General features: G+C 39.9%; 23 protein-coding genes. 3 read left to right on the forward strand and 20 right to left on the reverse strand.

Going from position 1 to position 26,551, the window contains the following annotated elements:
* Positions 1 to 13 precede the first annotated feature (13 nt).
* The 3 genes from AAAT26_RS05645 to rbsB are packed head-to-tail and all read left to right on the forward strand — an operon-like array spanning position 14 to position 3,345.
* On the forward strand, positions 14 to 1,495 hold the full coding sequence (locus AAAT26_RS05645; protein WP_316689585.1) for a sugar ABC transporter ATP-binding protein: 1,482 nt from the start codon (positions 14 to 16) through the stop codon (positions 1,493 to 1,495).
* The gene (locus tag AAAT26_RS05650; RefSeq protein WP_004694241.1) at positions 1,495 to 2,430 is read left to right on the forward strand and encodes an ABC transporter permease; all 936 of its coding nucleotides are present in this window, start codon (positions 1,495 to 1,497) and stop codon (positions 2,428 to 2,430) included. Before AAAT26_RS05645 ends, AAAT26_RS05650 begins: the two co-directional genes overlap by 1 nt.
* Positions 2,431 to 2,439: 9 nt before the next feature.
* On the forward strand, positions 2,440 to 3,345 hold the full coding sequence (gene rbsB / locus AAAT26_RS05655; protein WP_316584328.1) for a ribose ABC transporter substrate-binding protein RbsB: 906 nt from the start codon (positions 2,440 to 2,442) through the stop codon (positions 3,343 to 3,345).
* 55 nt (positions 3,346 to 3,400) lie between these two features.
* On the opposite strand, the gene AAAT26_RS05660 is transcribed toward rbsB, so the two are convergent.
* The 20 genes from AAAT26_RS05660 to leuB form a co-directional block, all read right to left on the reverse strand.
* On the reverse strand, positions 3,401 to 3,799 hold the full coding sequence (locus tag AAAT26_RS05660; RefSeq protein WP_316584329.1) for a hypothetical protein: 399 nt from the start codon (positions 3,797 to 3,799) through the stop codon (positions 3,401 to 3,403).
* Between the two features lie 87 nt (positions 3,800 to 3,886).
* Positions 3,887 to 7,123, reverse strand: coding sequence for a type I restriction endonuclease subunit R (locus tag AAAT26_RS05665; RefSeq protein ID WP_349208979.1), 3,237 nt, complete (start codon positions 7,121 to 7,123; stop codon positions 3,887 to 3,889).
* Positions 7,124 to 7,135: 12 nt separating this feature from the next.
* Positions 7,136 to 8,323 (reverse strand): restriction endonuclease subunit S, encoded by a 1,188-nt coding sequence (locus tag AAAT26_RS05670; RefSeq protein WP_316060149.1) that lies wholly within the window; start codon positions 8,321 to 8,323, stop codon positions 7,136 to 7,138.
* 1 nt (position 8,324) lies between these two features.
* Entirely contained in the window at positions 8,325 to 10,064 is a 1,740-nt protein-coding gene (locus AAAT26_RS05675; RefSeq protein ID WP_316062514.1) for a type I restriction-modification system subunit M, read from the reverse strand.
* A gap of 15 nt (positions 10,065 to 10,079) precedes the next feature.
* On the reverse strand, positions 10,080 to 10,307 hold the full coding sequence (locus AAAT26_RS05680) for a helix-turn-helix domain-containing protein (RefSeq protein WP_316060145.1): 228 nt from the start codon (positions 10,305 to 10,307) through the stop codon (positions 10,080 to 10,082).
* 267 nt (positions 10,308 to 10,574) lie between these two features.
* A complete protein-coding gene (locus AAAT26_RS05685) occupies positions 10,575 to 11,057 on the reverse strand; it encodes a GNAT family N-acetyltransferase (protein WP_316060144.1) in 483 nt (160 codons plus the stop codon).
* Positions 11,058 to 11,069: 12 nt separating this feature from the next.
* Entirely contained in the window at positions 11,070 to 11,843 is a 774-nt protein-coding gene (locus tag AAAT26_RS05690; RefSeq protein WP_349208980.1) for an amino acid ABC transporter ATP-binding protein, read from the reverse strand.
* Positions 11,840 to 12,556 carry an amino acid ABC transporter permease gene (locus tag AAAT26_RS05695; protein WP_227283405.1) on the reverse strand — a complete coding sequence of 239 codons (717 nt, stop codon included), beginning with the start codon at positions 12,554 to 12,556 and terminating at the stop codon, positions 11,840 to 11,842. The genes AAAT26_RS05690 and AAAT26_RS05695 overlap by 4 nt, the downstream gene beginning before the upstream one ends.
* Before the next feature lie 6 nt (positions 12,557 to 12,562).
* Entirely contained in the window at positions 12,563 to 13,279 is a 717-nt protein-coding gene (locus tag AAAT26_RS05700) for an amino acid ABC transporter permease (protein ID WP_004694255.1), read from the reverse strand.
* Between the two features lie 55 nt (positions 13,280 to 13,334).
* Entirely contained in the window at positions 13,335 to 14,174 is an 840-nt protein-coding gene (locus AAAT26_RS05705; protein WP_008603275.1) for a transporter substrate-binding domain-containing protein, read from the reverse strand.
* The gene (locus tag AAAT26_RS05710) at positions 14,167 to 15,570 is read right to left on the reverse strand and encodes an MmgE/PrpD family protein (RefSeq protein ID WP_215676184.1); all 1,404 of its coding nucleotides are present in this window, start codon (positions 15,568 to 15,570) and stop codon (positions 14,167 to 14,169) included. Before AAAT26_RS05710 ends, AAAT26_RS05705 begins: the two co-directional genes overlap by 8 nt.
* Positions 15,571 to 15,692: 122 nt before the next feature.
* Positions 15,693 to 16,808: a glutathione S-transferase C-terminal domain-containing protein gene (locus AAAT26_RS05715; protein WP_215676182.1), complete on the reverse strand. Its 1,116-nt coding sequence runs from the start codon at positions 16,806 to 16,808 to the stop codon at positions 15,693 to 15,695.
* Between the two features lie 306 nt (positions 16,809 to 17,114).
* On the reverse strand, positions 17,115 to 17,768 hold the full coding sequence (pcp, locus tag AAAT26_RS05720; protein WP_004694263.1) for a pyroglutamyl-peptidase I: 654 nt from the start codon (positions 17,766 to 17,768) through the stop codon (positions 17,115 to 17,117).
* 113 nt (positions 17,769 to 17,881) lie between these two features.
* Positions 17,882 to 18,811 (reverse strand): DUF979 domain-containing protein, encoded by a 930-nt coding sequence (locus AAAT26_RS05725; protein ID WP_215676179.1) that lies wholly within the window; start codon positions 18,809 to 18,811, stop codon positions 17,882 to 17,884.
* A 1-nt stretch (position 18,812) separates the two neighbouring features.
* The gene (locus AAAT26_RS05730) at positions 18,813 to 19,562 is read right to left on the reverse strand and encodes a DUF969 domain-containing protein (RefSeq protein WP_215676177.1); all 750 of its coding nucleotides are present in this window, start codon (positions 19,560 to 19,562) and stop codon (positions 18,813 to 18,815) included.
* Positions 19,563 to 19,769: 207 nt separating this feature from the next.
* On the reverse strand, positions 19,770 to 20,255 hold the full coding sequence (locus AAAT26_RS05735; RefSeq protein WP_004694271.1) for a GNAT family N-acetyltransferase: 486 nt from the start codon (positions 20,253 to 20,255) through the stop codon (positions 19,770 to 19,772).
* A gap of 413 nt (positions 20,256 to 20,668) precedes the next feature.
* Positions 20,669 to 22,399: an S-layer homology domain-containing protein gene (locus AAAT26_RS05740; RefSeq protein WP_287526786.1), complete on the reverse strand. Its 1,731-nt coding sequence runs from the start codon at positions 22,397 to 22,399 to the stop codon at positions 20,669 to 20,671.
* Between the two features lie 737 nt (positions 22,400 to 23,136).
* Positions 23,137 to 24,324, reverse strand: a complete 1,188-nt coding sequence (locus tag AAAT26_RS05745; RefSeq protein WP_174892140.1) for an oxygen-binding di-iron domain-containing protein — start codon at positions 24,322 to 24,324, stop codon at positions 23,137 to 23,139.
* A gap of 309 nt (positions 24,325 to 24,633) precedes the next feature.
* Positions 24,634 to 25,173, reverse strand: a complete 540-nt coding sequence (locus AAAT26_RS05750) for a hypothetical protein (protein ID WP_012863703.1) — start codon at positions 25,171 to 25,173, stop codon at positions 24,634 to 24,636.
* A 230-nt stretch (positions 25,174 to 25,403) separates the two neighbouring features.
* Positions 25,404 to 26,474, reverse strand: coding sequence for a 3-isopropylmalate dehydrogenase (gene leuB, locus AAAT26_RS05755; RefSeq protein WP_174892138.1), 1,071 nt, complete (start codon positions 26,472 to 26,474; stop codon positions 25,404 to 25,406).
* Positions 26,475 to 26,551: the final 77 nt, after the last annotated feature.

The following is a 26,551-nucleotide window of genomic DNA, read 5'->3' on the forward strand; positions in this document are numbered from 1 at the left end:
TATAGGAGTAGTTATGGAAATTGTTATGTCAGGCATTGCGAAGGCATTTGGCACAAACCAAGTGCTGCGCGATGTAAGTATTACCCTCAAGGAGGGCGAGGTTCATGCTTTGATGGGCGAAAACGGTGCTGGCAAGTCCACCCTCATGAACATCCTCACCGGTATTCATAAGGCGGATGCCGGTACGATCACCATCGACGGTGTAGAGCGCACCTTCCCAAACCCAAGAGAGGCCGAGCTGAACGGTGTAGCTTTCATCCACCAAGAGCTCAACATTTGGCCAAATCTAACATTGTTAGAAAATTTATATTTAATGAGACCAAAGCGCAACAAATTTGGTATGCTCGACAAAAAGGCGATGCTCACTGAGGCTGAAAACACATGTCGCGAACTAGGCATCGAATTGCCGCTCACGACTGAGGCAGGTCTTTGCTCCGTTGGTCACCAACAAATGACGGAAATCCTTCGCATCTTGATGTTAGATGCAAAGGTTGTCATCATGGACGAACCGACAGCGGCCCTTACAGAGCGTGAAACGGCGACATTGTTTAACATGATGCGCAAAATGAAAGCACGCGGTGTGGCTATCGTGTACATCTCTCACCGTATGGAAGAGGTGTTTAGCGAGTGTGACACTATAACGGTTATGCGTGACGGTCACACAATTATTACGAAGTCCACTGCTGAAATTTCTGTAGACGAAGTGGTACGCCACATGGTAGGTCGTTCTATCGACGAGTTCTACCCTGCTCGTACCACAACACCAGGCGAAGTAGTAATGAGCATCGACAACCTTAAACCAGAAGGTTTTGACAACGACATTTCCTTCTCCTTGCGCAAAGGGGAAATTCTCGGCGTAGCAGGCCTTATGGGTGCTGGCCGTACAGAAATTATGCGTGCCATTTTTGGTGTAGATAAACACAAAGGCGGTACTGTAACAGTTAACGGCTCCGTTCTAAACTGTAAAAAACCAGAAGATGCCATCAAAGCCGGCATTGCTTTCATCACAGAAAATAGAAAGAGCGAAGGCTTGATTCTCGATTTCTCCATCGGTTCCAATATTACATTGCCAAACCTTGGCGAGATTTGTCCATCTCATGTACTAGATAAGAGTAAACTCAATTCCTTTGCTGACGAATTGTCTAAAAAGCTAGGTGTTAAAACACAATCTATTCACGAAGCGGCGTCCTCCCTCTCTGGTGGTAACCAACAAAAAGTTGTTATCGCTAAATGGGTCGGTAAAAAACCATCCATTATCATCATGGATGAGCCAACGCGGGGTATCGATATCGGCGCGAAACGTGATATTTATGATTTAATGAACGAATTAACGAACGATGGTGTGTCCATTATCATGGTGTCCTCTGAGTTACCTGAAGTGCTGGGCATGAGCGACCGCGTTATGGTCATTCACGAAGGCCGCGTAGCAGGTATCTTGGACCGCAACGAAGCAACACCAGAATCGATTATGACATTAGCTACAGGAGGACAATAATGGACAGCAAAGCTCTACAATATGTAAAAAAATTAGGCCCCCTCATCGGCCTCATCCTATTATTTGTAATTATCTCTGTCATGAACGACAGTTTCCTTGAATTTTCTAACTTACGTAACTTGTTACGCCAAGTATCCATCAATGCGATTATCGCCTTTGGTATGACTTTCGTCATCTTAACGGGCGGTATCGACTTATCCGTTGGTTCCATTCTCGCTCTCTCTAGTGCAGTAATGGCCAACCTCATCGTAACGGGCACTGACCCTGTTCTGGCTATCGTGTTAGCTGCAGGTGCCGGCCTCGTATTGGGCGGTATTAACGGTCTCGTTATTACCTATGGCCGCGTAGCTCCATTTATTGCGACCTTGGCGACCATGACAATCTACCGTGGTGCGACACTAGTATTCACAGACGGTAACCCAATCTCCGGCCTTACCCAAGATCCTCTATTCCACGGCTTTGGCCAAGGGGATATCGCAGGCCTTCCAGTTCCAGCTATCACAATGTTCTTAGCTTTCATCATCCTCTGGTTCGTATTGAGCCGCACATCTTTAGGCCGTAAAACATACGCCGTAGGTGGCAGTGAAAAGGTTAGTTACATTGCTGGTATCAAGATTGACCGCGTTAAAATCTTCGTGTATGCCTTAACGGGTATGCTCTGTGGTATCGCCGGTGCAATCATCACTTCTCGTCTTAACTCTGCACAACCTACAGCAGGTGCAGGCTACGAACTTGACGCTATCGCAGCCGTAGTTCTTGGCGGTACAAGCCTTGCTGGTGGTCGTGGTCATATCGTTGGCACATTAATTGGTGCCCTAATTATCGGTACCCTTAACAACGGGTTAAATATTCTCGACGTTTCCAGTTTCTATCAACAAGTCGTAAAAGGTATTGTTATTTTACTGGCTGTTCTTGCAGACCGCAAGAAAGCTTAGGAGGTTCCTATGAAAAAACTATTGTTACTGTTGGCGATGGCTATCATGGTTATCGGTCTTGTAGCAGGCTGTGGTAAAAGCGCTGATAATGGCGGCGGCGACAAAAAATCCGGCACCATCGGCTTCTCTGTTTCCACATTGAACAACCCATTCTTCGTAACTATGAAAGAAGGCGTTGAGGCTCAAGCTAAAGCGCTTGGTCTTAAAGTTAAAATCGTTGATGCTCAAAACGACCCTGCAAAACAAGCAAACGATATTTCCGACTTAATTGAAAGCGGCGTATCCGTATTGATCATCAACCCTGTAGACTCTGCAGCTATCTCTACTTCCGTAGAAGCAGCAAATGCTAAAAACATTCCTGTCATCACTGTTGACCGCTCTGCTGACAAAGGCAAAGTAGTGGCTCACATCGCCTCCGATAACATAAAAGGCGGCGAAATGGCAGCTCAACTTATCGTTGATAAAGTTGGCAAAGCTGCAAAAGTAGCTGAAATCGAAGGTATCCCTGGTGCTTCCGCAACTCGTGAACGCGGCCAAGGCTTCCACAACGTAGCTGACAAAGACTTAACAGTAGTGGCAAAACAAAGCGCTGACTTCGACCGTACAAAAGGTTTGAACGTAGCAACTAACATCTTGCAAGCTAACCCAGACGTACAAGCTATCTTCGCTCATAACGACGAAATGGCATTGGGCGCTATCCAAGCAGCTAAATCCGCAGGCAAAACAATCTTCATCGTAGGCTTCGACGGTACTGCTGACGCAGACAAAGCTGTTAAAGACGGCACATTGGCTGCAACAATTGCTCAACAACCAGACCAAATGGGTAAAATCGCTATCGATACAGCTCAAAAAATTATCAAAGGCGAAGCTGTAGAAGCTAAAATCCCTGTAGATCTTAAAGTTGTTACAAAATAATTGTATATAGAAACTGGGTACAAAAAAGAGTCGCATCACAAAGATGCGGCTCTTTTTATTTTGGCTCTCGTTCCAAAAACTCTTTGAAAAACTCAATAAACCTCGGTAAATAGGTTTGATCTAAACTTTCAATAGTCATATTACATTTGTAATTCCAAGTGGTACAGATAGTAACATCCATTGTTAAAGCACCCTTTTGGTCTAAAAAGAATGTTAGCGTATCCCCTTCTCCCGTCAGAATATATGTAAAGGTTGCTTTACCTTTGCAGTTTTCATACAAGTCAACTAATTCTTTATAACCAGCACGAATTCCTGACCAATCACTAGAGTCAATATATCCAGCACAAATATTATAGCCCTGTTTAATATATATGCCAAACACACCAAATTGAGATAACTCTGTATCCATATCAAAAGCAATTGTTAAATTTGGTTCATTTACAATTTCATACATTCGATATCACACTCCACAAACAACAATTTTTATTTATTATAACACTGTGTTTGTGAATAAAATAGAAATTATAAGTTTTTCCGGAAATTAAATAGAACCAATCCATCCATATCCTTGTACTGCCATATCCATAAAATGATTCATAAGTAAAGACACCTTAGAGTCAAAAGATACTTTATCATAACTTTCAGGCAAATCATCATTCAAGGATAGTTCTACCTCATATTTTAGCTTAGCAATTGGCTGTTCATCCTTATACCAATCTACTACAAGAAGATTATTACGATTATCGGCTAGCTTCTTATAAAGATTCTTGGCAGAGAGTTTTACTTTTTGCTCTTCATCCTTTGTCACCTTTTTTCCAGCAATAAGCAAATCAAAGATTTCTAGTTCTTCTTCTGTAAGGCCTTCTGTATTTGCACGATTATCTTCCTGACGAAGTTCTTCGAGAAGTTTTACAAGTTGCTCATAGTAATCCTCGTTTTCAGTGCCACCTGCATTATAGGAGTCAATAATTCGCTTGAAACGTTCGGAGAATTTAGTTCTCGTACAATTTCTATTAAGCATCTGTTCGAGTGCTTGCTCAATGTATTCCTTCAAGTCGTTAATCTCAATAGCTTTATACTTAGCAACCTTGATTTCTTTTCTCAATTGATCAACATCAACCTTAGAAAGATCAATAGCCTTTGTACCTTTTATCATGTACTGTGCAGGTTTTTCCCGTACATAGTTTACAAACTCTTGACTCGCGGTGACACTACCATCTAAGATTTGATTCATTTTTTGTCTAGCACGAGCAACCTTTTCATCGTTAACAGTGTTATATAAGAGACCATGCAAATACACAAGTGGTAAAAACTTATCGTTGCTCCAATGCTTCTCAAAGATTTCCGGCTTTGATGCTTCGTATAGATTTGTCAAAGAATTAAGGATAACCTTAAATTTTTCTTTATCATCATCTTTTGCAACGATAGTATCATAAGCATTTCTTAATGCATCTAATTGATCCAGTGTATTAGAATCAGCAATTATCTTTTCTAAATCAATATCAAGAGACAATAAGAAAGAATCTGCTTCATAGATTGTACCGTCAATATAGCTGATTAATTGGTCAATATCTTTTGCAGGGAATTCTGTTCCGTCATCACCAGTGGCATATTCTGTTAATGCCTTCTTCATGTATTTAAACACATTGACATAATCTACAATGATTCCGGCAGGTTTTCCTGGATACACTCTATTGGCACGAGCAATTGCCTGCATCAGCGTGTGGCCTTTCATTGGCTTATCAAGATACAGTGTAGATAAGTTCTTTACATCAAACCCTGTCAGCCACATGGCACAAACGAATACGAGTTGCAGTGAGTCATCAGGATCTTTGAATCTATCCTCAATATCTCTGCCGTCCGGTGTGATTTCTTTCATCTTTGCACGATGTTCAGATATCTTTAATCCTTGCTTAGCAAACTTGGTTTCTTCATCATTTTCCTCTGAAATGATAACAGCCATTTCAACCTTATTCATATAAGCAAGAATACGAGTGAGCTGATTACGCTTTTCTCTCGTAGAAGCATTGTTTCGCTCTTTCATGATGTTCTGCTTTTCTATAGCCCAATAATGCTGAACCTTGTCATACATTTTGACAGCAGTATACTTATCAACAGACACAACCATACCTTTTCCAAGGAATCCTCGTCTTGGAAAGTGATAAGCAATATCTTGCGCCACTTTATCTAATCTATCATCACGCTTAATAACTTCTAAAATACGAGAGGATGCATTCTCCAATAGGCGAGTTTCGTCTTCATTAAGGTTTTCCTCTTCGATAATGTCCACAACGTCATCGTCAAGGAAGTCATTCTCAAGGCCAACTTCCGGAACTCGTCTAGAATAGAACAATGGTACAGTAGAGCCATCTTCGACAGATTGTGCAAAGTTATACTCTGAAACATACTCACCAAACCATTGATTTGTAAGGCGTTTAGAGCCAAGAAGAGGTGTTCCTGTGAATGCCACAAAGTTAGCATTCGGAAGTGCGGTTCTCATGTTCTCTGCTAAGTCTTTATACTGTGTTCGATGTGCTTCATCAACAAGGACAATAATATCATCACGAGTAGAAAGCACTGGATATTTCTTTGTCTTATCATATCTGAACTTATGAATCAGCGTAAAGATAAACGCCTTATTGGTAGTCAAGAAATCTCTTAACTGCTTGCTATCCTTTGGCTGGCATTCTTCTTTAGAACCAATAACCTCTGTACGCACAAAGTTCTTATGAATCTGTGTATCTAAATCTTCACGGTCTGTGATAATGAGGAACGAGAAATTACCTTGAATCTTACGCTTCACTTTACGGGCAAACATAACCATAGAGTAGGATTTTCCTGAACCCTGTGTATGCCAGAAGACACCAAGTTTACCGTTAAGCTCTTTTCTGTTCTCCACTGATTCCATCAGATTATTTACGCCTAAGTACTGGTGGTTCTTAGCGATAATCTTTATTCTCTGATTTTCAAAGAGAATAAAGTTTTCTATATAATCAATGAGTCTATCTTTGTTAAGAAGACCATCAACAAAATATCTGACAGAGCTATCCTTAACATTATCAGCAGCAAGAATGGCTTCTCTGTCTAGCTTCTCTTTTTCGCTATCAATTTTGAGCCATTCAAAGAAGTAGTCATAGGTCGCATTAAATGCACCAAGCTTCGTTTCCAAACCATTTGAAAGCACACAAATCTGATTAAATGCAAAGAGATTCGGAATATCCCGCATGTAATCTTTGAGATTCTTGTTGTAGGCTTCTTCAACCTTAACAATGCTATTTTTTAGTTCAATAAACACAAGAGGCATACCATTGACAAAGATAAGAACATCCGGTCTTCTGTAGTAAACCTTCCCCTGAATCCACATCTGAGATACCGCTGTGAAAGTGTTGTTCTCCGGATGTTCAAAGTCTATCAATTTTACAAAATCAAAATCTTCCTTGCCGTTTCTACGAACTGTGATTTTTATATTATTGCGGATTTGTCTATATAATTTGTAGTTCGTATCTACAATGTCCGTCCCTGTACAATCTTGCCTTAACGTCTTTACGATCTCTTTAATTTTATTTTCTTCGATAGTAGGATTGATACGCTTCAGAGAGGTCAGCATCACATCAGGAAGGATACATTCCTTCTTAGAGTTTCTGCCTGTACCATCAGGCAATACATCTCGTTTATCCGGTGAAGCATCACAAATGAGGATATCATATTTAAACGGTTCAGCTTTTAATATTGAAAGTATAGCCCGTTCTATATCATCTTCAGATATAAAATTACGCATATGAACACCTCCTTAAACCTCAAGTTTTCCGCTCATCAAGCGTGGTAACAGCATATCTCTTTGCTTTGTAATTCGTATTAACTGTTTCTTCAATACATAGATTTCATCAAACATTGGATTTATCAAATTATTGAAATGTTCCATTGTTATTACATCTGGAACTAAGATTTTCAATTTTTCCAATCTCCCTTTGCTAATCTTTGGTTGAGCACTTCCTGTAACAACACCAGTTATAGGGAATCTACAAAACGTCAAATAAAGAAATCGTGTTGAAATATTACCTTTTCCTCTTATAACATGTGCATGATTATTAACCCAAAACTTGTCATTTACTAATTGAAGTACAGGAAAACCATCCGCAGTAACAACAGTTCCATCCTCACCTAATAACAAGTATTCTCCGTCAAATAGATAATCATCAACATAATCCATTAACTTTGCTGCTCCGTAGTATGGATATATTTTTTCCATTTCATCTCTTTGCATAGAGCTTAAAGGTACTCTCTGGGAATCAAAGAAATCCATCGATTCTGAAATAGGTTGATATTGCCATCCGATTGGGAGCGTACCAACAAATTCCACATTCTCATATTCCGGAAAGCGAAATCTTACAAACCATTCTTTATATAGATTCTCTACCATTTGCTCCAACAACTTGATTCGCTTGTTGTTGTTTTCGATGAGGTTATCGTAAGTTGTTAGAATATCTGCAATCCTTTTTTGCTCAGCAAAATTATGTACTTTGAACTTAAATCTAAAAATAGTATCTAAGGTAATACTTGCTTGATTAGCTGCGCCTTGTCCACGTAAAACGCAATATGTTGAGAATTGATTTGCCTTAAGTGCATAAAATAAGTATGTATTATCAAAGTCATTGTTAGGTATAATTCGAACGATATTTTGGTTGAGATATGCACTATCACACTGTTTTGGTACTCTTACAACTTTTCCAACAATTGAATTAGGATTATTTGCCCACGATCCTACCGTCTGAATTAAAATATCATTAGTTTTCAGAATAAATTTGTCATACCTATCGTCTGGTGCTAAATATACTGCATCAGCATCACTAATAGAGTCTAACGTAAAATCCGTTACTCGAACAACCATTACACCTTCGTCAGTATATTCACTACTTTTGAACGCATATCCTTTGTTATACTTAACAATATCGCCTAATTTTACTTCTTTTGTCTCCATATCATTCACCCAACAATCCGTTCAGATTATTTGCGATGAGCTCTTCAAGATTCTTTGCCTCAGCACTTAAAAAAGTAAATTCAGAATTAAGGAAGCGCATTTCTTCTTTAAACTCTTCCTGAGTTAAACCATCATCTTCAAGAACCACACCAACGTAACGTCCTGCATTGAGAGAGTAATCCTGATCAATGATTCCGTCTTCACCATCCATTGGCGCAGCTTTGCAAAGACCGATAACATCAGTATACACACCATCAGGGAATCTTTCAGTTAACCAGTCAATTTGTGACTGCCAATATGCTTTTGTAAGAACTTCCTTATCATCAGATGCGTCTGGAGCATTGGCAAGTTCAATTTTATACTCATCAATCAAGTCAACAAGAGCTTGTGTATCTCCATGATAAAGCTTGGTAATAACGCCAAGGTTCTTAATCTGCTCATCAGAGAACTTTCTGTGTGCTCGGTCAACCTGTGTGAATACATTTCTTGCATCAATAAACAAGATTTCATTTTTCTTATCTATGTTTGGCTTTTGCTTATCAAAGAACCAAAGGGTGGCAGGAAGTGTAACTGATGAGAACATATTAGAAGGAAGTGTCACCATCTGTGAGATGACACCTTCTTCAATCATTTTCTTTCTAATATCATATTCTGAACCGGATGCATCAGATGCAGAGTTAGCCATAACAAGTGCTGCCTTACCATTCTCATTTAAGGCAGTCGCAAAATAGCCAATCCACAAATAGTTGGCATTTGGCACAGTTTCTTTCTTGTCAGATTTTTTCTTTGTTGATTTGCTTTTGTTTCTTGGCACTCCATATGTATTGAAACGTGCATCGTCAGAAACCTTCTCAACCACAACCTCATCTACGTTAAATGGAGGATTAGCCATTACATAATCAAACTGTCCAAATGCATTATATGGATCAGAATAAAATGAGTTAGCTTGTATAATATCACCACGGATATTATTAAGGAGCAAATTCATCTTTGCTAGTTTTACTGTATCAGGTTCCTTTTCAACACCATAGCAACGGAACTTCATCTGCTCACTTTCACTGGCGTTGTGATTATGCATATATCGTGCGGCCTGTACGAACATACCACCAGAACCGCAAGCCGGATCTAAGAACTTCTTTTCACCGGGCTGAGGATTTAATACTTCAACCATATATCTTACAACAGTTGCAGGTGTGTAGAATGTTCCTCCACCCTTCCCCTCTGAAAGGGCAAAGTTACCTAAGAAATATTCATAGATTTCACCAAAGATATCGACTGTACTATTTTCTGGAATATCTTTGAAAATACGTACGATATTAGAGAGAAGTTCTGGCTCTTCTTCTGGTACAAGCTGAGCATATACTTCTTTTGGAAGGACACCATCCATTTTAGGGTTTTCAGTCTCAATTGCTTCCATAGCATTCTTTACAAGAGTAGCTTTACTAGCATCATCTGGTGCGTCATTGATAAAGTCATAATAAGCACATTCAGGAAGATAGAATCCACACTTCTCGATAGAGATTTCTTTGATGGACTTTTCCATACGTCCGCCTTTAAGACGATTATACTCCTCCTCAATATTTTCCTTATGTTGTTTGTATAAAATATCTGCATATCTAAGGAAGATAAGTCCAAGAATAGGCTGACCATATTTATTCGCAGCTAAATGAGCACTAGCTCGAAGCACATCAGCAGAGTGCCATAACGTATCTTTTAACTGTTTTAATTCTTTATCTGTCATAACAATAGTGCTCCTTTATTTTTCTATTTTATAGTCAAACCAGGACTCTTCTAGTGCTTCATAAGGGATATTATTATCTACGCAAAATGTATTAATACTTTTCATTGCTTTTAGATTTGGCTTTGAACGCCCCGATTCCCAACGATTCACAGTAGAAAAAGACACCCCTATTACATTGGCAAATTCCTGCTGTGTTAAAAATGAACGTTGTCTAATTCTTTTTATTTCTTTAGGAAAATCCATATATATGCATCTCCTTTTTATCCATTAATATAGCATTATTATAGCAAACAAATATATATTTTTTTAATATCTATCCACTAGACATTTTGACTTATCGGTATTTACCAATATCAAAATTAGATAATATGATAACCATATATGAATAACTCCAAAGTAATCTTGAAATTAATACTATGATAGTAATATCTTATTGAACAACAAAGAGCCGCACCAATTAGATGCGACTCTTTTAGTTCGAATATCAAATTAATACTAATTTTCTTATCTTTATAGCGTCTTCTTAAAGAATATAGTAGTATGTACTTTTCCAGGCAGTTGTACTCGCTTATATTCTTTAAAGCCAAAGCTTTCGTACATTTTCGCGAGCCACGGATGTTCTGCGGCGGTACCTAGTGTTACGGCTGGTGTCTTATATACATTACGGAGTAGGTCTTCTGCTTCGGCGAGGACTTCACGAGCATATCCCTTTCCCTTATGTTCAGGGGCCGTTACAAAGTGTGCAATATGTGGATATACATCTGGTGTAGCCTTTAGTATCCAAGGCATACGGAAGGAAATAGAGCATACCAAAGAGCCATCTACGTAGAGGCCATACACAGGATATTTTAAAATCCATGCGCGAGACTCTTCTTGGCTAAAGTTGATAGCATCAAAGGATATGGGATAATTCTTATTCTCTGCGTAGCCTGCAATCAACACCTCGTGATACTCAATTGCATCATTTACGGTTAATTGTCTAAATTCTTTCATTATGTACCTCGTTTAAAGCGCTGCGCTATCAAGAGGCAATTCGCTATCTAGCGTAAGGTAACGGCTCAAGAATTTGCGTGTTCGTTCTTCTTTTGGATGTTCAAGGACAACCTTAGGGTCCCCTTGTTCTACAATAACGCCGCCTTCCATGAAGACCACTTGGTCCGCCACTTCTTTAGCAAAGCCAATTTCATGAGTTACGATAATCATCGTAACCTTTAACTCTTTTGCAATCTTGCGAATAACAGCTAATACTTCGCCTACGAGCTCTGGATCAAGAGCAGAGGTAGGTTCGTCAAAGAGAATAACCTCTGGGTCCATCGCAAGGGCACGAGCGATACCAATACGTTGTTGTTGACCACCGGAAAGTTGTACAGGATAGTAATCATCATAGCCTTCCATGCCTACTTCCTTGAGGAAGCGTTGCGCGATCTCACGGGCTTGAGATTTTTTCATTTTCTTAACCGTTACCAGGCCTTCCATAATATTTTCAATAACAGTCTTATTAGAGAACAAGTTATAAGACTGGAACACCATGGATGTGTTACAGCGTACGTTTAAGATTTCCTTGTTAGACGCTTTATGTAAGTCTACAGAAATATCATTTAATTGCATTGTCCCTGCATCGGCCTTTTCAAGGAAGTTAAGCGTTCTAAGGAACGTCGTCTTACCACTACCAGACGGGCCAAGGATAACCGTTACAGATCCCGTTGGCACATGTAGGTCGATGCCCTTTAAAATTTCACGGTTCCCGAAGGATTTGTGAACTTGTTTAATATCTATCATAATGCATTACCTCGTTTATACTTGCTTGCATAGATTTCTAAACGATGGAAGATAAATTCAAAGACAATCCCCATCACCCAGAATAGACCGGCCACCACGATGTAGGCCTCAAAATACTGTGAATTTTCCTCTGTATATAACTTTGCAGCGCCAAATAGTTCAATAACCGTAATAACAAATACAATGCTGGTACTCTTCATGGTGTTAAGGAACTGATTAGTAAATAGTGGCAACGCAAAGACTGTCGCTTGTGGTAATACGATACGACGGAACGCTTGGAACCATGTCATACCGATGGCCTGAGCCGCTTCCATTTGCCCTTTCGGTACAGATTGCAAGGCAGCTCGGAAGATTTCACTCAAATACGCCCCTGTGTGTAGTGTTAAGCCTACAACGGCTACAAAGGTAGCTGGCACCTTTTCAAAAGGCACATGCACGCCCGTTTGATCCTCTACGGCGAGGAATAAAATTGGCAAGCCATAGTACACAAGGTATAAGAGAACCATGTTCGGAATACTACGGCACAATAATACGTACAAGTAGCTAAGCTGACTGAGCACAGGTACTTTGTTTTGTTGTAGCACGCAACTTAATAATCCTAGGATTGTACCCAAACCAACGCTGAGGAAGGTAATCATGAGGGTGACTTTCACATAAGGAATGACAGCAAAGAAGGTGCCATAAATATAGGTTGAATCAATTATATGTCCCATACGCCCCTACTCCTCACTGATCAAAATGCGTTGCGTTTCCTTACCCGCAACGGTAAAACGTTTTTCAAGCAATCGGCCCAAGAGGGACACGATGATAATTAGAATGCCATAAATGATGGCGGCGTCGACGAATAACTCAAGATAGCGCTGGCTATTACCACCCATGAGGTCCGCCTTACGCATCATATCGACAACGCCGACGTTAAAGATGAGCGCCGTCCCTTTCAACATTCCGATAACAAGGTTTGTCAACGGTGGAATGCTCATGGTGAAAGCCTGCGGCAAGATGATGCGCACATAGCTTTGAAACTCGGTCATACCAAGACTTTTAGCGGCTTCCTTCTCACCAGGAGAAACCGCATCAATACTGGAGCGCATAATTTCAGCACTATAGGCCGCAATATGCAAAGTAAACACGGCATACACAAATACGAGGCCTGGTACATTTTTCATGTTAAGACCCATGTGAGACATGATTTCTGGCACCCCAAAGTAAATGAGGAAGAGCTGTACCAAGAACGGCGTACCCCGCATAAAGGAGATAAATACGATAAATAATTGGTTTAATACTGGAACCTTCTTGAGGCGAATGATGGCTATAATAGAGCCTAAAATAACACCTAAGATGGCAGAAATAACGGTGATAAGCACCGTTACGTGCACATAATTCAAGAGCTGTGGAAACGCTTGGATCATGTAGGACACATCAAAATACTTGCCCACAGTAACACCTCGCTTCTAGACATAATAGAATAAGGCCGCCAAGGCGGCCTATCCGTTATTTTTGTGTTGGATCGAATGTGTAATCCCCACCAAGATATTGTTCAGAAAGTTTTTTCAACGTACCATCAGCACGCATTTCTTTCATAGTTTTATCAATTTTTTCGTTTACTTGTTTCATGTCATCTGTACGTTTAGACAAGAAATAAGTTGGTACTACTGCCAATACATCGCCTACCGCTTTGAGTGGCAAGCCACGGTCCTTAATAGCAGAGTTAATTACATATTCATATTCACCGGCTGCATCGGCACGACCTGTAGCAACAAGGTTCAATGTTTCGGCACCCGCTTTATCTGTATAGATCACTTCAATTTGCGGATTCGCTGTTTCGTTGAATTGTTTTACTAATTCATTAAACTCAGAAGATGTAGTAACAGCGATTTTTTTGCCTTTCAAATCATCTAATTTAGAAATGTCATTGCGGTCGTTTTTCACCACTAATTTACGTGTAGAATAGTTATTAACCTCATTCGTGTAGTAGTATTTTGCTTCACGAGTCGGATTACGGCGCATTTGGTTCGCGATCATGTCAACTTGGCCGGCATCCATCGCTACGAAGGCAGCATCAACGGCCATAGGCTTGAAGTTGAAATGAAGGTCTGGATTACGACGTTCAATTTCTTTCAACAACTCTACGTCAAAACCTGTAAGGTTGCCGTTATCATCCGTATAGGAATACGGACGAACTGTACCACGGGTAGCTACGTTAATCACTTTAGCATCTGGGTTCACCTTTGTTTCTTTTGATGTATCATCACCGCAACCAGCAACAACGAGCACGCCTAGTGCTAATGCGCCGATGGCGAATAATTTCGTTAATTTCTTTGTATTAAACATGTAAAACTCCTTCTTTTCGCAATGTTTGCAGGAATGGCTCCACCTCATTGGTATGGATGAAAGCCTCAATCATTCTATCTATTTGGTCAGCCTTTAATGTAAGGCCTAATTTAATGCGTATATCCTCCAAGGTAAGAGGATTGTTCGGCGATCCTTTTGGATTATTCACCGTTTCTGTGAAAGTATCACCATTCTTCAAGGTAACGGTTACTTTCGTAATCCGTTCCGTTTGGGCTACTTTCGGTAAGTCATAAACACGCTCTATGCGAGACATATAGTCTCGTACGGATTGGTCTATGGTATCTATCTTAAATAGTTCATCCTGTACCGCCCCATACGCAAGGACTTGGTACACGACGTACTCTATGGAAAACTGCCCTTCTCGACCTGTTGTCGGCGATGTATAGCGCAAGGCCGCATCAGCACCAGGTGGGAAGTGAACAGTCACTCGATTTATCTCATCCCAAAGGGAGAAATCGGGGGTGGTACATAATCTACATTGATCTTGTTCCTCTGTATCTGGTGAAAGGTAGTTGTGTTTAGACACATACGAAGAAGATGTATATAGTCTATGTGCCACGATTTCTGCTGCTTCAGCGCCACAAATGGCTGCCGAGCAATACGGGTGGACTTTCATCCATAAACCAGGATCAATGAGTTGCCCTGGCGCTAGCCAACGACTAGCGATGTCATTTGATGTAACAGTAATATTACCGATGGTCTTAAACCAACCCCGTTCAGGGTCAAATGGTTTTGTACTCGTTTGAAGTGATGTATGTTGTAACAGTTCGTAAGCCCATACGCCATTGCGTGCTGCCAGTCCCGCATGGAGCGGCTTACCATCTGTACCACTTTGAAAGAACATGCCCGCCGATTGAGTAGCAGCCAAAGACAGGAGCTGAGCCAAGCTTTCACCATGAAGGCCTCGCAAAGCGCCTATAGCGGCCGCTGCCCCAATGACACCAACGGTCCCCGTAGAATGCCATCCTTGGGTTCGATGGGCAGGATTGATGAGGGAACCAATAACCCCCTCAAGCTCGGCACCGATGATATAGGCCCGAAGGAAATCATGCCATGTATCATGCGGCTCGAGCACTGCCAACAAAGCAGAATATAAAACAGTACTGAAATGACCTGCCAAATTTGCCTGGGCATCATCAAAATCTAAATAATGGGAGGCAAAGCCATAATACAAAGCTTTATCGGCTTTAGATACGTTTTCTCCATTAGTCCCGATGAACCGAGCCAAATCTTGAACGGCCTGTTCCGTCTCAGCCGGCGCTAGAGATGCCAAATAATCTAGAAAAGCAATGCGAGCCACTGACAGGAGGTCCTCACGGTTCGTCACATCCGTTTGTTCTATGTAGTTCACAATCGTCTGTGTTACGGAATCCATGGAGCCTTCCTTTCAGTTATCTATAATTAAATATATTGATCGATTCGTCAGTAATGTATCAGATTTCATAGTAAAAGATGTACTAAATACGGCTCATCCAACATATGAATTTACCGTCTATTTTATTTACCAAATTTTTCAGCCCGGTCATTTGGTTCTAACCAAATGGAATCGTCTGGTCCTTTTGGAACGAGGCGTGGTAGATCCTCAAATGGCGTATGATCTACATAGTAGAAGCGTTTGCGCATGGAGTCGAAGTCCGTTGTGCCACCGAAGGCTGGATTGGAGTACAAGTCCTTCGCATAGTTCCAAAGATTGGGATAGTCTACGAGGCGTTTCTTATTCACCAAGTATTTTTGGTAGAATACAAGGTCAAAACGAGCCAATGTAGGGAAGATACGAATATCTGAGTCTGTAATGGTATCCCCCATCAAGTAACGTTGCTTGCTAAGGCGTTCTTCGAGCCAGTCCAAGCAAGCAAAGATACGGTCGTAGTAGTACTCGTAGTCTTTTTGATTTGTTACGAGGGCTGCTAGATTTACAGCCAAGTTGAAGTCAGCGTAGATGATTACGTTCAACGCATCGATATCAGCACGCAATTCTTCTGGATAAATATCTGGTGCATCAGGGGAGATAAAATCTTTGAAGCCCAATGCCAATTCCGTAGTCAATGCATGGTAGTCGTTGTTGACTACCGCACCAGTCGTAACATCTACGATAGCTGGTACTGTGGAGCGTGCGTCGTAGTTAGGGTCACCTTTGCGATACGCTTCACCTAAAGAGTGAATCCCCAACACTGGATCCTTTTCGTCTTTATCAAGAGTAAAGAACCAGTCTGCAATAACGCCTGCTGGACGCAATGGATCAACCGTGCCTTTAGAGATCACCTTATCTAGACCAAGCAAATCGATGGCGATAGCAATGCGATGGGCCCAAGGGCAATGCTTAGACCATACAAGGCGGTAACGGTCCTTTTCTACAGGTAGAAACCCTGGTTCACTGCCAAAAGGTGTTGTGAATTGAGGCTCTTCACTATCAGAATATTTTTGACGACGGTTAAAATTCGATGCATCTTTACCTTCATACTCCTTCTGCTCCCCTTGAGAACGAGGGTTACTAGATTGAAACTCAGAAAAATCGATAGGACAAGGATTCATAGCACGTTGGAACTCAACTTCTTTACGAGCCGCCGCAATGGTAGGATCCTTGATTTTACTTACATCTACGTGTTCACTCATTCTATACTCCTTATAAAGGTCATCCCCATTAGCTTTATTCCACTTTTCATGGTGAAAGCTTCTGTGATATTCCTCAATTATTCCTACTAACTTAATATGAATATAAGCCTATATTATATTATTTAAAAACCTATGTCAATAGTGGGTATTTATATTTTTATAATGATTATTAAAAATAAAAAAGCTCAAGCTATATCATTTCTAAGATATAACTCGAGCTTTTTAATTATGCGTTATGTAAATGTAAATATTATATGTTAAGTAAACATTATGTGTATTGAATAAACACTAGTATTGGTAATATTTTTATTCGTGAGGTGTTGTATAGTTAATATCTTGTGCCTTGTAACTTTCACCATGAGCTAATACATGAACGATGGTTTCCAATGTGGCACGTACAGTTTCAACAGCCATGCTTGGTTGATTTGGTTTATCCACCACTTGGGATGGCAAGTATGGGATGTGCATAAAGCCCGCCTTAATATTGCCCTTTTGCGCGGCATAGTGACATACACCATACATCAAGTGGTTGCATACGAAGGTTCCCGCTGTATTGGAGACCTTAGCAGGAATACCGTTTTGATGTAACGCATTGACGATATTTTTTATGGGCAATGTCGCAAAATAGGCACTAGGGCCATCGGCTACAACAGGCTCATCTTCCGGTTGGTTGCCCCCATTATCTGGGATGCGAAAATCGTCGCAGTTAATAGCAACGCGTTCCACTGTAATATCAGGACGACCACCTGCTTGACCTACACATAGGATAAAATCTGGTTGGCACTGTTCAGCTGCTGCTTTTACAGTATCAACAGATTTATAACGAATGGTAGGAACCATTTGTGTCACTACCTTGTAATCACCATCGGTATAACCATCCATTGTTTTGACCGCTTCCCAAGCCGGATTAATAGGTTCACCGCCAAATGGATCAAAGCCGGTAATTAAAATTGTTTTCATCACACTACCTCATAACGATATCTTATGGTTCATTAGAATAATCAAACATGATACATAATCTTAGAAGGATATATCATATAGTTTCATAAGCATATCGTACTTTCACAAAAGGGTTAAATAAAGTAATACATTAATAGAATATTCAATACGAGCATAATCAATGCAATTGGAAGTTGTGCTTTAATAACGCCGTATTGGTCGCGCATTTCAAGGAGCGCTACCGGTACGATGTTAAAGTTGGCAGCCATAGGTGTCATCAAAGTACCGCAATAGCCTGCAAGCATTGCAATAGCACCGACAGCAGCTGGGTTAGCACCATGAGCTACAACGAGCATTGGGATACCGATGGCACTTGTAATCATCGCAAATGCGGCAAAGGCATTACCCATAATCATTGTAAAGATAACCATACCGATGCAGTAAGCCACAACAACGAGAAATACATTATCTGCTGGTACTACACTTGCGACTGCACTGGAGATAAGTTTACCAACGCCAGCCAAATTAAATAGATACCCAAGAGCCGCTAATAACTGGGACAAAATAGCAGTCCAACTGATAGCATCGATAAGTCGACGGCCTTCATGGAAACCTTGGTTAAGTTCGCCCTTTGTAATATAAAGAGCAGCACACATAGCGATGATTGCGGCAATACCTAGACCAACAAGAGCGCCTAACTTAGTAAAGAAACCAATGAAGAATGTAATAATACCAACAAGTAACGCTGGTACGAAGATAACATTACCAATACGAACAGCTTCGCCTTTTTTGAATTCGATAGGAGATTCAAAGTAATGGCCTTTGCCGAGTTGTTTTACTAATACGATAGCTGCCATAGCAATTACAAGCCAGCCATTAATTTCCTTGGAGAGATAAGAACCAAAGATAAAGGATATGCTATATAAGAGCCAAAATAAGCCTGTACCAATGCGATATTTATGTTCTTTATCTAAAAATGATTGAATAGCAAAGATAAATAGAATAATCCCTACGAGAAGATATACATAATCTAAGGGCTGCATTTTATAGAGTATTTCTAACATATTATTCAGCCTCCTTCTTCAATTCTTCTGGTGTAACAAGAATATTTAACTCATTAGGTACTAATTTACCAGCTTTTATATCCGCTTCGTCACGAGCGACAGAGGCTTGAATTGTTTTATCAAAGATAATAAAACGAATGAAGTTAACAATATATGCACAAACAGCAGTTGGCAATCCGTATAATACCATATCTGTTAACTCTACAGAATAACCTAATTGTTCCATAACGCCTTTGATGAGTAATAACCCACCAGCAGCAAGGAATAGGTTTTGACCAAAGAAGTTACCTATATTATCTGCAGAAGCAGCTACACCACGCACCTTATCAAGTGTACGTTGAGATACTGGACGACCTTGAGCTACCGCAGCTTCACTCATGGGAGCGATTAATGGACGAACCATGGCAACCATACCAGACATGTTAATACCAAAAGCTACTGTTACTTGGCGCACAAATAAATAAATCATAAAGATACGCCCTGCAGTAGCAGCGTTGATCTTACTGATCAAAATTTCTGCCCGTTCACGCAAGCCGTGACGTTCCATAAGACCAATAACAGGTAATATCAAAATAAATAATGACATATAACGATTTTTAACGAAAGCCTCCCCAATGGCACCAACGATATCGTTGATACTGAGACCACCTGCAAGGCCCGTTACAAAACCTGCGGCTACGACAACTAACAAGGCATTAAAGCGTAGCATTAGACCGATGACCATCACTAAAATACCTGACAAAATCAACATATGGACACATCCTTTCTACAAATCATCCATAACACATATAACCATAAAGATACGTTATATGTATATATTATATACTGAATAGTCATAATCTTACACAAAAAATACCTTGTATCTAAATTTAGTGAATGTCCCTGATCTGCAATCAGAGCATAAAACACTCAAATAGAGTACAAGGTAATTTACGTAATTAATATAACGCTTTCTTAATTAATTTAATTCTTTCTTAAATAATATAGTTGTATGCTGTTTTCCTCTAAAATGAACCTTATCATACGCCGTAAACCCAAAGGATTCATACATTTTAGGCAACCACGGATGCTCCTTAGCCGTTCCTAATGTAACAATATGTGTTTTAAACTGTTCTTTTAAAAGCTCCTCTGCATAGCCCAAGACTTCCCGTGCATACCCTTTGCCTTTGAAAGCTGGTGCTGTTACAAAATGAGCAATATGCGGATATTTATCCGGTGTTGAGTATTTCACCCAAGGCATACAAAACGTAATAGAACTAACTAATTGCCCATCAATATACAAGCCGTATACAGGATAATTTTCAATCCACTCCTTAGATTCCTCTTCCGTAAAATCAATAGCGTCGAAGCTAATAGGATAGTCTTTTATAGCTGCATAACCGTCGATTAATACCTTATGATATTCTGCTGTGTCTGCTACTGTTAATTGTCTAAATTCTTTCATGGTCTTTCCCTCATATCTATATCTTTATTCACAAACTATGTATATTAATTCACTTTGTGAAAGTAATTATACACCTATATGTATTTATTTGCAATATACTTACATAAATATTATATGAAATTATAATATCTATAAAGAAAATCTTATATGCAATAATGTAATATATAGACCAACCCTCAACCATACTAAGTATCAAATAAATAAAAGGTCCAAATTCTCAACCGAAAGAGTGTTTGTATAAAAATAAGCAGAATACAATTTAAATTTCAGGCAATGATTTCATTCCGTCTAACCATAATTGACGAATTCCTATAAAATAAGCACAATACCACAAAAAAATTTAGACAAAAAAAACAGGATGTATCAAAGATACATCCTGTTTTGAGCTTTTACAAACTCTAGAAAAGTTAATCCTATTGATTATTGTATATACGGGAACCGTATACGTCACGTTCGTTTTTAGGCTCATTGTTAACGCGAACACGTTCAGTTTTATGACGATCGTTATCATCACCAGAAATACGGTCAACACGGAAGTGGTTAAGACGAATATTTTGTAATTCAGGACCGAATTCATTCAATGCACGTTTCATGTTTTCGTCAATAGGAGCACCATTTTGAAGTGCACGGTACAACATTGTAGCGAATTCGTAACGAGTCATCTTAACATCGCCTTTGAATGTGCCATCAGGGTAGCCAACAAGGATACCATTACCAGCCAATTGGCTAATATATTGGTAAGCCCAGTGGTTACGAGGAACGTCTGGGAATTCAGCAGTTTTGCTTGGATCAATTGCATGTGGAGTCAAGATTTGTAACAAGTTATTATATTTGTTTTCCATATCTTGAAGACGTGCGTTCAATTCAGCAATTTCACGACCCATAGCTACGCGGGAACGGGATTCAGGGGAACGTTTACCAAGGCGAATAGATACACCTGCGTTCAATTGAGTTTCACCAGTACCTACAGTGCCACCAACGGAGAACATTGTATCTTCGTTAGGACGGTAGAATGCGCCCAATGCAGCGGAGTTAGCATTATGGTAGTGACCATAGCCAGCAGCAATTGTCCATTTGTCATCTGGGTTGAAGTCCAATGGATGCAATGCAGCCAATGCAGCGGAACCTGCACCTACTTTGTTAACCCGTCTTTCAACAGTACCAACACGATTAGTCAAGATTTTGATATTGTTATTAATTTGACCAGGTGTGGAATTGTTGATTTGTGTTTGTAAGTCATTGGCTACGGAATATAATTGGCTACCGTTTACAGCATCTGTAGAAGTAGCGGAGATTTCCCCAGCCGCAACATTTTTAACTTGACGTTCAGCACCAGCTTTACCTACGGACACGGAACCATTAGCTGCGGAACCTACGCCAGCAAAGCCACCGAATGTATGACCAGCAATTGTCGCACTACTTTGTGCTGTAGCTTCGCTTGTAGTGGAACCTGTACCTAAAGCGATAGAGTTTAAATGTGTTGCATTTGCATGATCACCAATCGCCATAGCGTAGTCAGCTGTAGCACTTGCATCAGAACCAAAAGCATTAGAACGCACGTTAGTTGCCTGTGCACCTGCGCCAAATGCTTGAGCATGATCACCAGATGCAAGGGCAGAGGAACCCATAGCAACAGAATGATTATTGGTTGCTTGTGCGCTAGAACCAATCGCATTAGATTTATAGCCAGACGCTAGTGCTTCATAGCCAATAGCTTGTGAGCGAACTTCGGAAGCCTTTGCACGTGTACCAATAGCAGTAGACCATGTACGTTGTGCTTCAGCAGAATGACCAATAGCAATAGATTCATTCATCAACGCTTTGGAAGAATTCCCCATTGCTAATGCAGAGGTACCTGCTGCAGTATTGTTAACACCTATAGCGACAGAATTACTTTTCCAGTCACCAGTTCTCTTTGTAGCATCATCTGGCTCATTTTCATAATCACGATCACGGAAGTTTGCATCAGATTCTTTTACAGTATTACCACTACCATACGCAACTGCATTATTAGCACCTGTAACAACATTAGTGTTGTCCATTACAACAGAAGCAGCGTCTACTGGATTAACATTCGCACCAACAGCAGTGACAGCAGCCAATACAGCAAATGCTAATTTTTTGGAATGTTTCATTTCTCTCATCTTACACCCTCACTAAATTAAAAAATTATCCAAATTACAATACAATTTTTCATTCTCTCTATGTTCCGTCTCTCACCTCGGTCTGAACAGGCGCATATTCTAAATTAGCATAAAGAAATATCCCTAATCAGTTTAAGAAAAATTTATATTGTCGATTACCCGCATAGCATATCAAAGTTTTACGATATACACAACCCTTTTTTCTAACACAAACCAAATTACCAAGTCTTTATACCTATCAAAATCCGCTTTATTCCTAGCTTTACAGGGAAATAAATTTTACTCATTATTTCCCCTTATGAGTTAAATTTTTCGCAACTTTGTAAACTTTTCTCATATAACAAACTGTATAACTTATAAATAAATAATCACCTTATAAGTACGCAAAATATACCTTATATCCTCATTAATTCACATTCACACTTAATTCATGAATTATATGTGAATTAAACTATTTTGTATATTTAATCAACAACTTAACATTTTATTATAATTTTATATTTCTATAGCGCCAGTATCTATCAATGCAAATCGGTGCCCCCAAAAAACGCTAACGAGAATGTTATGAGAATAAACATGACAAATACAATTTATATTGACTAATATTTTATGTATATGTTTAAAAAAAGAAGGCCCCTATTCTTCATGAAAATACCCCTTTTACTGATTATCCAGTAAAGGGGGTACATATCAAAAATAGGGGTTTTATAACAAGAATCTTTCTTTATTATATGTAATTATGCTAATAAGGCGCTTACAAGTGCTTCTGCTTTATTAAAATCGGATTCTTCTGGGTTCCAGTTGCATTTAATTTCAGGTTCTACTACAGAGAATCCATATTTAGTCAACTCTTCACGGAGTACCTTTGTAGATTCACCAGACCAGCCATAGGTACCAAATACAGCAGCCTTTTTATTTTTAAATTTCAACTCACGCAAGAAATCGAGCCAACCAGCTACGGAAGATAATACGCTATTACCTACTGTTGGAGACCCTACAGCAATAGCTTTAGACTTAAAGACTTCTGTCATGATGTCATTTTTATTGGTTTTACTAATATTGAAAATCTTAACACGTGTATCAGGGGATTGTTTCGCAATTTCTTCAGCAATCTTATGTGCCAACTTCTTGGTGCCGTCCCACATAGTGTCGTATACTATTGTGATTTGATTCTCTTGATATGCTTGCGACCATTCATAGTATTTTTCTACGATTTGCATTGGATTTTTCCGCCAAATGGCGCCATGACTAGTAGCGATGATATCGATTGGCAAGTTAAGCTTTTGAATTTCTTCAACTTTAGCTTTTACCAATGGAGAGAATGGATTCAAGATATTAGCGTAATATTTCATCGCTTCTTCCCATAGACGGCATTGATCGGCCTTATCCGCCCATAGTTCTTCTACGGCAAAATGCTGACCAAATGCATCGTTGGAGAACAAGATATTATCCCCTGTCATATAAGTCGCCATGGAATCAGGCCAGTGAAGCATGCGCATTTCTACGAATACCAAGGATTTATCGTTCCCGATATCTACGGAGTCACCAGTTTTAACAGTTTTGAAATTCCATTCAGGGTGATGATATTGACCAACCAAGGACTTAACTGCATTTTCGGTACAATAAATTGGCGTATTAGGTATTTTTTCCATCAACGCAGGCAAAGAACCACTATGATCTACTTCGCCGTGATTACATACGATGAAATCAATCTTATTCAAATCGATTTCAGATTCCAAATTATCAATGAACTCGGAGGAATGAGGTTTCCACACAGTATCGATGAGGACAGTCTTCTCCTCTTCAATCAAGTACGCATTTTGGCTAGAACCATTATTAATGCTGTAGTCAGAACCGTGGAATTCTTGCAATTCCCAGTCGATTTTGCCAACCCAAGAAACATTGTTTTTAATGTGCTTTCTCATAATAACCTCCATGTTCTGTGAAAGTTGATGTGCTTAACTCAGATTTTTTAATGAACCTATATAGAAACACGAATGATAGAAGCAACTTTCACCGATAATACCAAATATATGGCCAAATGTTATATCAATGGATACAACATAAATCGGTCATTAACTATAGTTTTATTATATCGATATCACACAATTAAGTCTGTACCTGTAGGTACAGTTTTGAGAATTATTATAAAAACCACTCATAGGTAATCACATGTTGTACATTAGTACACATCGATTTCCCATGAGTGGTTACGAGTATATGTAATTATATGATTATTTATTACCCGATTTAGATAGTCCAGGGATAGCTTTATAGATATATAATGCAATATATCCATCAACCAAGCTATGAACGATGGTACCGCCACCTACAAGAACAAATACAACGTAGATGAGATCAATGTTTGGCATCGTAGTGGTAGTATAGAACAATAGGCATGCTAGTACCTCACCAATAGCGTGAACGATAGCACAAGCAAGGTTAAACGCAACAAAGGATAGAGCCCCTGTTAATACGCCTGGATGATGTTTAATATAGTAAGCCCCCATCAAGGCAAAGATGATATGAGATGCAGCGCGCATAACGATAACAAGTGGGAACCCTGCTACAAAGAAGCCGAGCGTAGAACCTATCACGACACAAGCTGCCATCTTTCTAGATAAGAACATAGCTAAGAATATAGGAACATGACTCGCCAATGTATACGATGCCGGTGGAATCACAACTTTCAAAGGCATCACGATAGGAATCATGATGGCTAATGCCATCAATAAAGCAGTAATGGTTAAATTTCGATACATCGAAGAATTCATAAAGGCCTCCTTAAAGAATATTTTGCCATTCATCTACCAATATAGCACTCTAATATATGAAGAACAACTACATATACCGCTAGTGTCCTACAAAAAAGAGAGGGCCTTACAACCCCCTCTTATTTAATTGGACAAATATATTATAATATCTATATCTTAACGCTTATAATATGATTTTAAAAATGACGTAACTCACGTTAATAACTTTGAGAAATCTTAATTTATTACTTTTATAAACGTTCGATTACGGCTTGCGCCATTTCAGTAGTACCTACCCGTTTCAAGCCTTCGCGGTAGATATCGCCTGTGCGGTAACCATCAACGAGCACTTGTTCTACAGCACTTTCAATAGCGTCAGCCACTTGAGGTAAATCAAGGGAATGACGACACATCATCGCAGCGGACAAGATTGTACCCAACGGATTCGCCAAGTTTTGGCCCATGATGTCCGGCGCGGATCCGTGGATTGGCTCGTACAATGCAGTACCGGTACCCATGGATGCAGATGGTAAAAGCCCGATAGAACCAGAGATAACAGCGCCTTCGTCTGACAAGATATCGCCAAATAAGTTCGTTGTAACGATAACATCGAATTGTGCAGGATTTACAACGAGTTGCATTGCTGTATTATCTACATAAAGGTAATCTGTTGCGATATCCGGGTTGGCAGCCGCTTTCTCTTGAGCGATTTTACGCCACAAACGAGAAGAAGCCAATACATTTGCTTTATCTACGGATACAACCTTTTTGTTGCGTTTACGAGCTGTTACCATAGCGATGTCCATGATGCGCTCTACTTCATAACGGCTGTACGTTTCTTTATCCCATGCGAACTCGTTAGCACCTTCACCTTGTGCCTCTTCCCGTTCACCGAAATAAATACCACCAGTCAACTCACGAACGATGACGAAATCCACATCTTGTACTAGTTCCTTTTTAAGTGGAGAATACTCTTGCAAGGATGGGTAGATTTTTACAGGACGCAAGTTACAGAACAAACCAAGCTCCTTACGAAGGCCTAGAATTGCTTTCTCAGGACGGATAGAAGGATCGACATTATCCCATTTAGGACCGCCTACAGCACCGAGCAATACAGCATCAGCCGCTTTACAAGCCTCAATCGTATCCTCAGTCAAAGGCACGCCATACGCATCAATAGACGCACCGCCCGCTTTCTTATCAATCCAATTAACCTTTACACCGGCTTTCTCAAAAGCCACATCACACACAGCCTTCGCTGCCGCAATAATCTCAGTACCGATACCATCACCAGGAATCAATACGATACTCTTTTCGCTCATATTACCTCTCCAAACAGTAAAAAATTGTAAACCTCATGCTCTCCCTCCAGTGCCCTTTGCGAAGAAATCGCAATAAC

This window comes from Veillonella parvula (assembly GCF_040094895.1).
GTDB classification, from domain to species: Bacteria; Bacillota; Negativicutes; order Veillonellales; family Veillonellaceae; genus Veillonella; species Veillonella parvula_L.